Below are 12,503 nucleotides of genomic sequence, written 5' to 3' on the forward strand. Positions count from 1 at the left end.
AAGTAAAGGTGATTTTCCTCGATGAATAAGTTCGAAGCAGAATTCAGTAATTTGGTCAGGGCTTTCCGAAAGCGCCATATGGGAAAGGGACCTAGCAAGATCAGCACCACGTTCTGCAAGAACTGGGCGATTTGCGAGATGGAAGGCAACCTTTCTCCGGTGGAAAAGTTCATCGCCACTTCGGAAGACGGAAAGCAGACATTACGAGCTGCCCGAACCGAAATGGTCAAAGAGATCTATCGGAAACACCAGCCAGTTGACATGGAAGCGTTTCTTGGAGCAAAACTCGTTGATCTATTCGTCGATATTGACATTGAACGGGATTTTGGAATGTCGATCTTTGTTTTTGATCAAGACATCGAAAAAAGAATGAAAAACGAACCGTAAGTCTAAACGAAGCAGCGTTCCTGTTCACCGGCTTAGACGTAACGGAATTCGCAAAAGCAAACACGAAGTTGAGACTAGGTAGCGAACCTGCCGTAGACAACCACCGTGAACACGCTCTTTTCCTATAGGACAAGGGACGGTTTCATGGTGGTTTTTTCGTCTCAATGGAGTTTATTAGAGGGGAGACAAAAGAAATGGGCAAGACCAAGCATGGCGGACCAATTAAGCTGGATACTTCGTGGAAGCCTTCCTTATGGGCTTCACTGATGCCGATGGGACTCGGAAAAATCAAACCGCATCACATTCGCGATACGATGAAGGTGGCCTATGACAATCGCGATAATTTGGGTTATGCCTATCGCATTTTGACGCAAGGGGTATGTGATGGCTGCGCTCTCGGCGTATCCGGTCTCTACGATCAGACGTTGACTGGTCCGCATTTGTGCACTACACGACTGAACGTACTGCGCCTCAATACCATGCCTGCCATGGATGCCAAATGGTTTGAAGACGTGAATGCCCTGCGTAAGCTGTCTAGCGAAGAATTACGCAAGCTGGGAAGAATTCCGTATCCGCTTTCAAGAAAGCCAGGCGAAAACAAGTTCACCCGCATTAGCTGGGATGAAGCGTTAAACCGTATCGCGAGAAAAATCAAAAACATCAGCCCGAAACAGTTGGCCTTTTTCTTGACCGCTCGTGGGATTACCAACGAGGTATATTACACGGCAGCTAAAATGGCTCGTTTCCTCGGAACCAACAACATCGACAACGCATCGCGTATTTGTCACTCACCGAGTAAGACAGCATTGAAGCGTTCGGTTGGAATTGGTGCATCGAGCTGTAACTATCAGGATTGGATCGGTACCGATGTGCTCGTATTCTGGGGCTCTGTACCAGGTAACAACCAGCCTGTATCGACGAAATACATGTATGCTGCGAAAAAAGCAGGAACGAAAATCATCCTGATCAACCCGTACAAAGAGCCAGCGATGGAGAAGTACTGGATTCCATCTGTACCGGATAGTGCTTTGTTCGGAACGAAGATTGCGGATGATTTCTACCAAGTGAACATTGGCGGCGACATTGCATTCATGAACGGCGTGATGAAGATTTGGTTCGAGATGGAGGAAGCCAAGCCAGGCTCTGCGATCAACCATGAATTCATCAAGGAGCACGCGAACGGAATCGAAGAGCTGCGCAAGCATGTGATGAATGAATCGTGGGAGAAAATCGTAGAATCCTCCGGTCTCAGCCGCGAGCGTATCAAAGAATTCGCGCAACTGCTCGCCAACTCCAAAAATGGTGTATTCGTATGGAGTATGGGTCTGACCCAGCACAAATTCGGTACGGACAATATTTCTCAAGTAGCCAATCTGGCCATCCTTCGTGGGTTCTTGGGTCGCAAGCACACTGGTCTCATGCCGATTCGCGGACACTCCGGCGTACAGGGCTCCGGTGAAATGGGTGCTGATCCGTTCAGCTTGCCAGGTGGAGATTTTGAAGAAAAATCCTGGAACCGCATTGAAAAAATTTGGAATTTCCCAATCCCGAAATGGCAAGGAGATATCGTCGGTATTTCTTTGGAGAATGCCGTGTTGCCAGATGGGCATGAGCGCAAGACCAGATTGTTCTATACGAGTGGCGGCAACTTCCTGGAGACGATGCCAGATCCGGACTTCATGCAAAAATGCTTGGAGAGCATAGAAGTGCGTGTACATCAGGACATCATTTTCAATACATCTACGTTGGTGGACGCGAAGGAAGAAGTAATCGTACTGCCAGCGATGACTCGATACGAGCAGCCGGGTGGCGGTACTTCGACTAGTACAGAACGTATGGTCTACTTCAGTGCCGAAGTGGAAGGGCCACGTATTGAAGAAGCGCGTTCGGAATGGGAGATTTACGTAGATCTGGCGGCACGGGTAAATCCAGAGAAAAAGCATCTGATGCACTTCTCAAGCGCAGCTGAAATTCGCGCAGAGATTGCCCAGGCGAATCCGAACTACGATGGTATCCAGCATCTGAAAAACCGCGGAGATGTTTTCCAATGGGGCGGGGCATGGTTGTGTGAAGGCGGCGTATGCCCGACACAAGATGGCCGAGCGAATCTGATTCCGATTGAAATTCCCGATTTGAACAAGCCAGAGGGACACTTCTATGTAACGACTCGTCGCGGTAAGCAGTTCAACTCGATGATTTACAGCCAGAAAGACCCGTTCAACAATGCGGACCGTTATGATATCCTGATCAATGCAGAGGATGCAAAAGAACTGCGCATTGCAGAAGGCGAAAATATCGTCGTTTACAATAAATATGGAACGTTCCAAGGACGTGCCAAATTCGAGGATACCAGACGCGGCAACATTCAAGTACACTGGCCGGAAGGAAACGTACTCATTCCAAAGGGTGTATACGAGACATACGCAGGTATTCCCGAATACAATACAGCCGTGAAGGTTGAAAAAGCGGACACTTTCCACGCCAATAAAGATTTGAAATACGTGGAGAGAGAAGTAGAAGATTTGGAAGTAAACGTCGGCTGACGAGCTGCAGCAATGGGTGGTCAAGATTAGGAGGAACAAGCCATGCGTTTTTCGCGACAAACACTCTCGGTTGAAGAAGCGATGAGCAAGCTGTTGGCAAAATTGCTGACAGGGAGAACGGAACAAGTGCAGATCGGAGAGGCATACGGGCGGATACTGGCCTCTGATCTACGTGCAACATACGATTTGCCGCACTTTGACCGCTCGCCGCTGGATGGGTTTGCCGTGAGAGCTGCGGATACGGTTGGAGCCTCCGTTGACCACGCGATTACGCTAACAGTGCTAGAGACGGTTGCGGCCGGGCAGGTACCTACTAGAGAATTGAAAAAAGGCTACGCTACGCGGATCATGACGGGTGCGATGATGCCTGCGGGTGCGGATGCGGTCATCATGTTTGAGCAAACGTACAACCCAGCCGAAGAGGCGGATACCGTACGGATCAAGCGGGAGATGAAGCCTGGGGAAAATGTATCGCGTCGCGGTGAAGAGATGGCCACAGGAACGATCATTGCAAAGGCGGGAGAGCGGATTAACGCAGGTACTCTTGCCAGTTTGGCTACGTTTGGCTATTCGCAGGTAGAGGTGTACTGCAAGCAGCGTGTCGGTCTGATTTCGACTGGAAGCGAGCTGTTGGAGATTGATCAGCCGCTTGCTCCAGGCAAAATTCGCAACAGTAATACAGTGATGCTGACTGCCTTGATTGCTGAGGCAGGGGGCATCCCTGTTTCGTTTTCAAGATTGCCGGATGATCTGTCGGTGGCAAAGGCGAAAATCAGTGAATGCTTGCGGGACGTGGATCTGGTCATTTCAAGCGGCGGTGTGTCCGTTGGGGATTTTGATGTGATCGCGGCTTTAGTGGATGAGCCTGAGGTGGAGCTTTTGTTCAACCGAATCGCAATACGTCCGGGAAGCCCGACGACAGCCATGATCATGGAAGGCAAGCCTTTAATTGCTCTATCAGGTAATCCGGGTGCCTGTTTTCTCGGGTTTGAGCTATTTGCGCGAGCAGCCATTCGTCGCATCTCGGGAGAAGCCCATGTGGTGCAACAGGTGATAAAGGCGAGACTTGGCGTCGATTATACGAAGCCTTGTCCATACCCGCGTTATCTGCGAGGGAAGCTCCTCGAAAAAGATGGGGTTTTGCACGCGATCCCTGATTTCAATGAAAAGGCAGGGAATCTGGGGACGTTGAAGGACAGCGAATGCTTTATGATCATACCAGCCGGGGGAAGCGGGAAAAAAGCAGGAGAGCTGGTTGATGTTCTCACGCATGCTGCCCCAACCTGGAGAAGAGAGGGATAGCAAATGGTCAAGCCACCTTGTGTTTTGCAGATTGTCGGTTATTCGAACAGTGGCAAGACGACGTTGCTCACCAAGCTCATTCCGATCCTCGAAAAAGCAGGGATAAGAGTCGGGGTCATCAAGCATGATGGAGGACACGATTTTGAGTGGGATCAGCCAGGGAAGGACACATGGCGTTATCGTGAAGCCGGAGCCTCTCTGGTCGCGATCACATCCAAAACGAAGACAGCCATCGTGGAGCAAAAACCGCAGGAGCTGTCCGTCCTTGTCCAGCGCTTGGCAGAAGCCGGAGCCCAGCTCATTTTGGTAGAAGGCTTCAAGCGTGAAGGCTATCCCAAGCTCGCTTTGCTTCGCTGGCCAGAAGATGAGGAGCTCTTATCGATTATTACAAATTTGGTAGGGATCGTAGGTTGGTCAGACAAGCGTCAGCCGGGGCTGCCATTTTTCGATATTAATGACATAGACAACATAGCTAATTTTGTAAGGGAAACATTGAGATCATTCCAGCTAGATTGGGGATGATCTTTTTTTTGTAGCATGGGAGATGATCCATGTAATGAAATATGTGGTAATGTAAATAAAAAATCGGCGAGAAACGATAAGGAGCAAAAAACATGAAATGCCCTCACTGTAACAACGAATTAAATGAACTTCCTTTCTGTTACGGAATAGAAGCGCCACATTATTTTTACATGGTACCAGAAGAGAAACGAACAGAATTAATCAGGGACTTTTGTGTAATTGATGAACAGCATTTCTTTATTAGAGGACATATTGAAATACCAATCATTGATACAAATGAGAAATTGATATGGAGTGTTTGGGTTTCTCTTAGTGAAGAAAACTTTTTGAGGTCGAATGAATTGCTGCATGTAGAAGGAAGAGAAAATGAAGAACCTTATTTTGGTTGGTTATCGACTGAACTTTCCATTTATCCAGAAACGACCCTATCCTTAAAGACATGGGTACATACACAAGAAGTTGGTGCGGTTCCCTTAATAGAATTAGAACATACGAATCATCCACTTGCAGTTGAACAAAGAGAAGGAATTACAATGGAGAGAGTGAAAGAAATTGCTCATTTAATCAATCATACCGAGTAATAAGAAATGCCTGCTGCCGGGATGTTCCGGCAGCTTTTTCGTTTTTCATGCTTTAGACGATAAGTTATGGATTGCTCCAATCTGGTGGTTTTGGACGTATATCTTCACTCCAATGGCTGATAAACTTGCAGCATCTAAATAATAGGAGTGATAACGATGGATGGAGTACGTTACAAAATGAGAGAAGTATTGGATAAGAACAAGATTGAGACATTTTTGCAGCAAGCTAGAATCGGACATCTTGGAATGGTCGATGGTCATTTGCCGTATGTAGTTCCGCTCAATTTTGTTTGGACAAATGGAAAGCTTTATTTCCATGGCGCCAACGGCGGGAGAAGAAATCAGGTTATGGATGCTAATCCAGAGGTCTGTTTTACGGTTTGTGAAGAATATGGAACGATTACTGATCCGGTGCCAGCCAAGACAGACACAGCGTATATGAGTGTAATGATTTTTGGCAGGGCCCAACAAATAGACGATCTGGATGAAGCTACATACATGCTGCAAGAAATGATGAATAAGTATGTGCCTGGCTACTATAATCGGCCTTTACCCAAGCAGCACGTAGACAAATACCGTTCAGCAGTATTCGGTGGTCCGGTTCAGGTGTACCGAATAGATCCACATCATATCACTGCGAAGGAAAATCAAATGGAAGATGAAAAAATGTTCAAACCTGGTAAAACCGTGTAATCTCCGCAAGACGAAAAATGCCTTCTTCAATGGTTGATTCATCTACTTTAGCAAAGCCTAGTACCCATCCTTTTCGATCGCTTTTCAAGCAATACTTGCTAAGTGGATAAACTCGGATTCCTTTTTCGATTGCTAGGTTCGTCGCGGCGTCTTCATCAAACGATTTATCAGCTTCAAGAAGGATATACAACCCCGTTTCCACGCCGCTTAGCGTGAAGTGTTCGTTCAGACCTGTCGTGATGATGGCCTTCGTCATGGCTTCATGTCTGCGCCGATATACATTTCGAACCCGTCTCATATGGCGCATGAAATGACCATGCTCAATAAAATGAGTAAGCGTTAATTGCTCCATAATCGGAAGATGACGATAGGTTAATTCATGGACGTGGGCGAGCTGACGAATGGCCTCTTTGGGACCAACGATTGCCGATATTCGAATACCAGGAGCAATCATTTTGGAAAAACTCATCATATACAACGTGTTCTGAGGTCGCTGACTGAACAAGGTGGGAAGCGGGTCGCCACGATAGCGAAATTCGCTGTCGTAATCATCCTCAACGATCCAAAACCGCTGCTCGGCAGCCATGTGTAACAATTGTTGCCTGCGAGGTTCTGACATAATGACTCCAACCGCACACTGGTGCGATGGCGTAACATAGACAAGCTTGGACCCCGGATGAATTTGGTCTACGCATAACCCGTACTCGTCAACTGGAACGGAGACAACTTGCATATGCCGATACTTCATTGCCATCCAGGCAGCAGGGAAGCCAGGATCTTCAACAGAAACGGTATCTCCTTCTTGTAAAAGGGCTTGGGCGATCAAATCAATGCTATGTTGTGCGCCTGAGGTTAACATGATTTGATCGATAGTCACATGAACGCCCCGTTCAAGTGACAAATATCGTTGGATCTGTTCACGTAGCGGTTGGTATCCATAGGGATTGCCATAAGCCCAACTGTCCAGATTTGTTTCTGTGGAAGCCTGTAAAAACGAACGTCTCCAAATCTTTTGAAAATGTTCGTCCAAATATGGCTCATGGGGACTGAAATCGACCTCAACCTTTTGGCTATCTTTGTCCCCGAACCAACCGTGCAAATGACCGATTGTAGCGTTTAATAAAGGCAATTCGGGAGGAACAGGTCCTTCGGGCGCAGCATCTTCTGAAGGACGAGTTGCATACGTCCATTCGCTCACTCTAGTCCCACCGCGACGAGAGGTTACCGTGTATCCGCGGCTGAATAACTCCTCATAAACAATCTGTATGGTTGAACGGGAAACGCCAATTAAGGAAGCGAGTTCGCGGGAGGGTAGTAGCAATTCACCTGGCTGCCATTTTCCAGAGGTAATATTATGGATCGCTTGGTCCAGCAGTTGCTGCCAGATTGGACGCTCGTCATCTCGGTTTACTGTTAGCATTCATTCACCTTCAGTGTTTTTGTTGGAATGATAGATTTGGCTGATATGCTATCATGGCAATCGTTTCTTTTGCAACAAGAGAGTTGGGGGACGACTTTTTCTTATGGTCTTTTGCAGTTGTCACAAATCGTTTCTATTTCCTGTGACCAGAATCACATGTGTATTTCTGAACCTCCCGTACACTTGAAATATAGAAAGAACGAAGCACTTCAAGGAGGTTCTACGATGTTAAGCCCAAAAACCATTGAAATCATAAAATCAACCGTTCCTGTGCTAGAGGTACACGGAACTGCCATTACAAAACGTTTTTATCAAATGATGTTTGCTAAGCACCCTGAGCTTCTTAATATTTTCAACCACGCCAATCAAAAGCAGGGAAGGCAGCAAACAGCTCTGGCAAATGCGGTGTATGCTGCGGCTTTGTATATTGATAAGCTGGAAACGATTTTGCCTGTAGTGAAGCAGATTGGACACAAGCACCGCAGCTTGGGAGTGAAGGCCGAACATTACCCAATCGTCGGAGAAAACCTGTTAGCCGCGATCAAAGACGTACTTGGGGATGCCGCTACGGACGAGATTTTGCAGGCGTGGGCGGAAGCGTATGGTGTCATTGCGGATGCCTTCATCGGTGTAGAACACGAAATGTATGAAGAGGCGAGTGGGCAGCCTGGAGGATGGGTAGATTTCAGAGAGTTTATCGTCCAACGCAAGGTGAAGGAAAGCGACGTAATCACTTCCTTTTATCTGGTTCCGGCGGATGGTCAACCGATTTCCAGCTATGAGCCAGGGCAGTATGTCAGCATCAAGGTAGAATTACCGGGCGAGCAATATACACACATTCGCCAGTACAGCCTCTCTGATGCGCCAGGGAATGCATACTACCGCATTTCTGTCAAACGCGAGGACGCGATGCAAGATAAGCCAGCAGGAAAAGTATCCGTTTATTTGTCAGAGGAAGTGAAGGAAGGAGATAGCCTGCATTTGTCTGCTCCGGCTGGAGATTTCACCTTACAGCAAGAGGGCAGCCGTCCGGTTGTGCTGCTCAGTGGTGGTGTAGGATTGACCCCAATGATCAGCATGCTGAACACACTGATCAAATCGGGAACAGATCGTCCAATCACTTTCATTCACGCAGCCAAAAACGGACATGTGCATGCCATGAAGCAGGCAGTAGAGGAACTGGCCGCAAAACATCCGCAGCTTTCTGTTCACTGGTGCTATACACAGCCGACCGAACAAGATCGAGTGAACGGTGCTTTCCAGAAAGAAGGGTATATCGACTTGCCGTGGCTGCAAAAGGTCATCGATACAAAAGAGGCGAGCTACTATTTCTGTGGTCCAATTCCATTCATGAAGACGATCAATGGTGCTTTGTTGGAATGGGGAGTACCAGCAGACGATATTCATTTTGAGTTTTTTGGTCCGGCAGCGACCTTGGCATAAAGAGGCTCTCACGAAAAAAGCTCAAGCTTACTCGCGATTCGCAGTTTGAGCGCGCAGCAATCGATTTACCGTCTCTCGGCGAAGCCCGATGAGCTGACCGATTTCATCCTGAGTCAGCAACTCCGAAAGCGAGACGACAGGAATGAAAGTCTGAAACCAAAGCTGGAGCTTGCGCAGCTTTTCAGCAGGAGAGACTTCGGTCAGTTGGTCGATACGCTGCTGCATCATCCGCAGCTTCCCTTGTAGCTGTAGCGCGATATCACGACACTTTTCCGGATTGTCATCCAGATGGCGATACCAATCCGGGGCAGACAGCACTTCGACCTCACAGGTCACGAGTGCGATTGCTGTCCCGTAGTAGGGATTCGGGCTCATCAACGAATGATGCGGAATGATCTCATCCGGTACGATGATGTTGACCAGCGTCAATGCTCCGTCTGCATGTACCCGAACGATTTTTAACAGACCGCTCTTCAGATGATAGAGCGGTCCAGATTCTCCTTGTCGAAACAGGACTTCTCCCTTGTGCAGGATCATGGGTTTCTCCTCGATTCTCTACGTTTTTCTCTAGCAATTATAGCAAGCCCGGCAGGAGGAAGTAAGCAAGCGTAAAAAGCAGTTTGCCGCTTTTTTAGGCTTGCTACAGCAAGGCTGCCTTTTGCTATAATGGGGAAACCAAAGCTAGATAAAGGGAGTTGTCTGATGCTCAACTTTTTTACATGGGTAGGCTCTATAGTGGGGGTACTCGCACTCGGATTGATTGGCTATGTGGCTTACCGCTACTGGTACCATATGGGGCAGCTTCCGAAGCCGGAGTTTCGTCATCTGGACACGAAAAAGCCAGTGCCTGCCGACTGGAGTCATGATAAGGTTACATTTACATGGATCGGTCACTCGACGATTCTGTTGAATATGTTTGGTACGAAAATACTGACGGACCCGGTTTTGGGCGAGAAGCTCGGGATTAAGCTTGCAGGTGTCCATTTTGGTCCCAAGCGCTTTACGCCTCCTGCCCTCGACTTTACTGAAATTGGCGAGGTAGATATCATCTTGCTATCGCATGCCCATTTGGATCATGTCGATCTGCCTACTTTGCAGAAAATAGCGAATCGCTCCACACATGTCATTACGGCGCACCAGACGAGCAAGCTGTTCAAGCATATGCCATTTGGTTCGTATGAGGAAATGCGGCCGGGAGAAGCCGTTACAACCAAAGAAGGAATTACAGTTACTGCGATTCCTGTTCGCCATTGGGGCAACCGCTTTCCATGGAATCACGAGTATGGCTACAACGGCTATATGATTGAGAAAAATAGCGTGCGCATCCTCTATCCAGGCGATACGGCATCTATCTCCATGGAAAATTTGCCGAAGCAATTCGGGCCGATCGATCTGGTATTTATGCCGATTGGCGCCTACAAGCCAGATTCGTATCAAGCAGCGCATTGTACGCCAGAGCAAGCATGGCAAATGTTCAAGGAGACTGAAGCCAAATGGCTGGTGCCCATTCATTGGAATACGTTTGTGCTCTCGCGTGAGCCAGTTGATGAGCCGTTCGAGCGTCTGTTGGCAGCAGCGGGGGACGAGAGAGACAGGATTGTTATTGAAAAACAAGGGGAAACGTTTTCGATCCCTGTTCAATAGGTATGAAAAGTTGGCGACTGCTTACATGGCAGTCGCTTTTCTAACGATATGAATAAATGGGAAGGGAATAGCTACCTTATTATAGAAATATTTTTATCGAAGAAGTTTTTTGAGGAGGGGTACCTATGACAAAAGCATTGCCACAACGCTGGGATATGGATGTGATTTTTCCTGGTGGTAGTGAATCGGAGGATTTTCGGGCGTTTTTAGGAACGTTGGAAGGGGATATTGCGAACCTGAAGGCTCGGTTGGAGCAATCTGACGCTAGTTTGCATGAAACAGCGGCTTTCAAGGAAGTTGTCACTCATGTCCAAAGCATTGCGGTGCGTGTGAGACAAGCAGGTGCATTCATTTCCTGCCTGACTGCTCAAAATGTAAAGGATGAGCCGGCCAAGCTGATGGGTGGGCGTGTAAAGAGCATCTCGGCTGCGTTTGGTGCAGTGTTGACGCGTTGGGAAGAAAAGCTGCTGGCTATCGACGAGGCTGCATGGGAGAATCTGTTGGCAGATGAAGAATTGCAACCGCTTGCTTTCGTGCTGAATGAGCGCCGCCGCCGTGCACAGGAAAAGCTGTCGCCTGAACAAGAAGTGCTGGCAAACGATTTAGCAGTAGACGGCTATCACGCTTGGCAAGATTTGTACAATGCGGTCGTGGGACGTATGAGTATTGAGGTTGAGGTCAATGGAGAGACGAAGCAGATGTCTGTCGGGCAAGCTTCTAACCTGATGAGCAGTCCTGACCGTGCTGTTCGTGCCCATGTTTTTGAAAAGTGGACAGAGGCTTGGGGCAAGGAAACGGAGCTGTGCGCGCAGGCGCTGAATCACTTAGGTGGCTTCCGTCTCTCTCTGTACCGTCATCGCGGCTGGGACTCCGTCCTGCGTGAGCCGCTAGATATTGGGCGGATGCAGGAAAAAACACTCGACGCGATGTGGCAGGCCATCGACAATCGCAAGGATCGTCTGGTTGCCTACCTGGAGCGCAAGGCAAAGCTGCTCGGTGTAGACAAGCTGAGCTGGTACGATGTAGGGGCTCCGGTTGGTAAGGTACATAAAGAAGTGTCTTACGATGAAGCAGCTGCCCTGATCGTTGAGCACTTCAACCGTTTCAATCCGAGCATGGCTGAGTTTGCGCAAAAGGCATTCGATGAGGGCTGGATCGAGGCAGAGGATCGTCCTGGCAAGCGCCCAGGCGGATTCTGCACGAGCTTCCCAGTCAGCAAGCAGTCCCGCGTGTTCATGACGTATGCAGGAAGCGCAAGCAATGTATCCACACTGGCACATGAGCTGGGGCATGCGTATCATCAGCAAGTCATGTGGGATCTGCCAGCCCTTAACCAAAACTATGCGATGAACGTAGCGGAAACAGCATCGACCTTCGCAGAGATGATCCTCGCTGACGCTGCTGTGAAAAATGCAGCCAATGACGATGAAAAACTGGTGCTCTTGGAAGATAAGCTGCAATCCATTGTCGCGTTTTTCATGAACATCCACGCTCGCTTTATTTTTGAGAAAAACTTCTACGAGAAGCGCAAAGAAGGTCTCGTTAGCGCGGCTGATCTCGACCGAATCATGGAAGAGGCGCAAAAGCAAGCGTACAATGGAGCTTTGGCAGATTACGAGCCGCACTTCTGGGCATCCAAGCTGCATTTCTACATCACCTCGTATCCGTTCTACAACTTCCCATACACTTTCGGGTACTTGTTTAGCATGAGTGTTTATGCGCGTGCGCTTGAAGAAGGCGAGAGCTTCGCGCCGAAATACGATGCACTGCTCCAGGATACGGGCCGCCTGATGGTAGAGGAATTGGCGAAGAAGCATCTCGGTGAGGATATGACGACAGTTGAGTTCTGGCAAAAAGCTGTTGATCTGGCTGTCGCAGATATCGACGAATTCCTGCGCCTGACAGAAGAAGCATAAATTCACGAATAAATAAGCTCGAAGCAGTCTGTCTCTTTTCCGACAGGCTGCT

The 12,503-nt window shown here is 48.4% G+C and carries 11 protein-coding genes; 9 read left to right on the forward strand and 2 right to left on the reverse strand.

Annotated features, from left to right (window positions below):
- The first annotated feature begins 21 nt into the window (after positions 1-21).
- The 6 genes from AB432_RS06305 to AB432_RS06330 all read left to right on the forward strand — a co-directional run bounded on the left by AB432_RS06305 (position 22) and on the right by AB432_RS06330 (position 6,028).
- A complete protein-coding gene (locus AB432_RS06305) occupies positions 22-387 on the forward strand; it encodes a Na-translocating system protein MpsC family protein (protein WP_007722503.1) in 366 nt (121 codons plus the stop codon).
- Between the two features lie 194 nt (positions 388-581).
- On the forward strand, positions 582-2,930 hold the full coding sequence (locus AB432_RS06310; RefSeq protein WP_048031509.1) for an FdhF/YdeP family oxidoreductase: 2,349 nt from the start codon (positions 582-584) through the stop codon (positions 2,928-2,930).
- Positions 2,931-2,972: 42 nt separating this feature from the next.
- Positions 2,973-4,232, forward strand: a complete 1,260-nt coding sequence (gene glp, locus AB432_RS06315; RefSeq protein ID WP_048031510.1) for a molybdopterin molybdotransferase MoeA — start codon at positions 2,973-2,975, stop codon at positions 4,230-4,232.
- Positions 4,233-4,235: 3 nt separating this feature from the next.
- Positions 4,236-4,754 carry a molybdopterin-guanine dinucleotide biosynthesis protein B gene (gene mobB, locus AB432_RS06320; protein WP_048031511.1) on the forward strand — a complete coding sequence of 173 codons (519 nt, stop codon included), beginning with the start codon at positions 4,236-4,238 and terminating at the stop codon, positions 4,752-4,754.
- 92 nt (positions 4,755-4,846) lie between these two features.
- Complete coding sequence (locus AB432_RS06325) at positions 4,847-5,335, forward strand: DUF2199 domain-containing protein (protein ID WP_048031512.1); 489 nt, start codon at positions 4,847-4,849, stop codon at positions 5,333-5,335.
- 156 nt (positions 5,336-5,491) lie between these two features.
- Positions 5,492-6,028, forward strand: a complete 537-nt coding sequence (locus AB432_RS06330) for a pyridoxamine 5'-phosphate oxidase family protein (RefSeq protein WP_048031513.1) — start codon at positions 5,492-5,494, stop codon at positions 6,026-6,028.
- Here the strand turns inward: AB432_RS06330 and AB432_RS06335 are convergent.
- Positions 6,006-7,448: a MocR-like pyridoxine biosynthesis transcription factor PdxR gene (locus tag AB432_RS06335; RefSeq protein ID WP_048031514.1), complete on the reverse strand. Its 1,443-nt coding sequence runs from the start codon at positions 7,446-7,448 to the stop codon at positions 6,006-6,008. The two genes, AB432_RS06330 and AB432_RS06335, sit on opposite strands and share 23 nt — an antisense overlap.
- A 225-nt stretch (positions 7,449-7,673) precedes the next feature.
- Between AB432_RS06335 and hmpA the strand changes: the two genes are divergently transcribed.
- On the forward strand, positions 7,674-8,891 hold the full coding sequence (hmpA, locus tag AB432_RS06340) for an NO-inducible flavohemoprotein (RefSeq protein WP_048031515.1): 1,218 nt from the start codon (positions 7,674-7,676) through the stop codon (positions 8,889-8,891).
- A 27-nt stretch (positions 8,892-8,918) separates the two neighbouring features.
- Here the strand turns inward: hmpA and AB432_RS06345 are convergent, their stop codons facing one another.
- Positions 8,919-9,428: a Crp/Fnr family transcriptional regulator gene (locus AB432_RS06345; RefSeq protein WP_048031516.1), complete on the reverse strand. Its 510-nt coding sequence runs from the start codon at positions 9,426-9,428 to the stop codon at positions 8,919-8,921.
- 165 nt (positions 9,429-9,593) lie between these two features.
- Here AB432_RS06345 and AB432_RS06350 point away from each other — a divergent pair, with 165 nt between their 5' ends.
- Positions 9,594-10,535: an MBL fold metallo-hydrolase gene (locus tag AB432_RS06350; protein ID WP_048031517.1), complete on the forward strand. Its 942-nt coding sequence runs from the start codon at positions 9,594-9,596 to the stop codon at positions 10,533-10,535.
- Positions 10,536-10,660: 125 nt separating this feature from the next.
- The gene (locus AB432_RS06355) at positions 10,661-12,451 is read left to right on the forward strand and encodes a M3 family oligoendopeptidase (RefSeq protein ID WP_048031518.1); all 1,791 of its coding nucleotides are present in this window, start codon (positions 10,661-10,663) and stop codon (positions 12,449-12,451) included.
- Positions 12,452-12,503: the final 52 nt, after the last annotated feature.

It is taken from the genome of Brevibacillus brevis, assembly GCF_001039275.2.
In the GTDB taxonomy this organism is placed as follows: Bacteria; Bacillota; Bacilli; order Brevibacillales; family Brevibacillaceae; genus Brevibacillus; species Brevibacillus brevis_C.

Bases quoted from the DNA above. Each gene is read 5' to 3' on its own strand.
- AB432_RS06305 (WP_007722503.1), top strand. From the start codon at position 22: ATGAATAAGTTCGAAGCAGAATTCAGTAATTTGGTCAGGGCTTTCCGA.
- AB432_RS06310 (WP_048031509.1), top strand. From the start codon at position 582: ATGGGCAAGACCAAGCATGGCGGACCAATTAAGCTGGATACTTCGTGG.
- glp (WP_048031510.1), top strand. From the start codon at position 2,973: ATGCGTTTTTCGCGACAAACACTCTCGGTTGAAGAAGCGATGAGCAAG.
- mobB (WP_048031511.1), top strand. From the start codon at position 4,236: ATGGTCAAGCCACCTTGTGTTTTGCAGATTGTCGGTTATTCGAACAGT.
- AB432_RS06325 (WP_048031512.1), top strand. From the start codon at position 4,847: ATGAAATGCCCTCACTGTAACAACGAATTAAATGAACTTCCTTTCTGT.
- AB432_RS06330 (WP_048031513.1), top strand. From the start codon at position 5,492: ATGGATGGAGTACGTTACAAAATGAGAGAAGTATTGGATAAGAACAAG.
- AB432_RS06335 (WP_048031514.1), bottom strand. From the start codon at position 7,448: ATGCTAACAGTAAACCGAGATGACGAGCGTCCAATCTGGCAGCAACTG.
- hmpA (WP_048031515.1), top strand. From the start codon at position 7,674: ATGTTAAGCCCAAAAACCATTGAAATCATAAAATCAACCGTTCCTGTG.
- AB432_RS06345 (WP_048031516.1), bottom strand. From the start codon at position 9,428: ATGATCCTGCACAAGGGAGAAGTCCTGTTTCGACAAGGAGAATCTGGA.
- AB432_RS06350 (WP_048031517.1), top strand. From the start codon at position 9,594: ATGCTCAACTTTTTTACATGGGTAGGCTCTATAGTGGGGGTACTCGCA.
- AB432_RS06355 (WP_048031518.1), top strand. From the start codon at position 10,661: ATGACAAAAGCATTGCCACAACGCTGGGATATGGATGTGATTTTTCCT.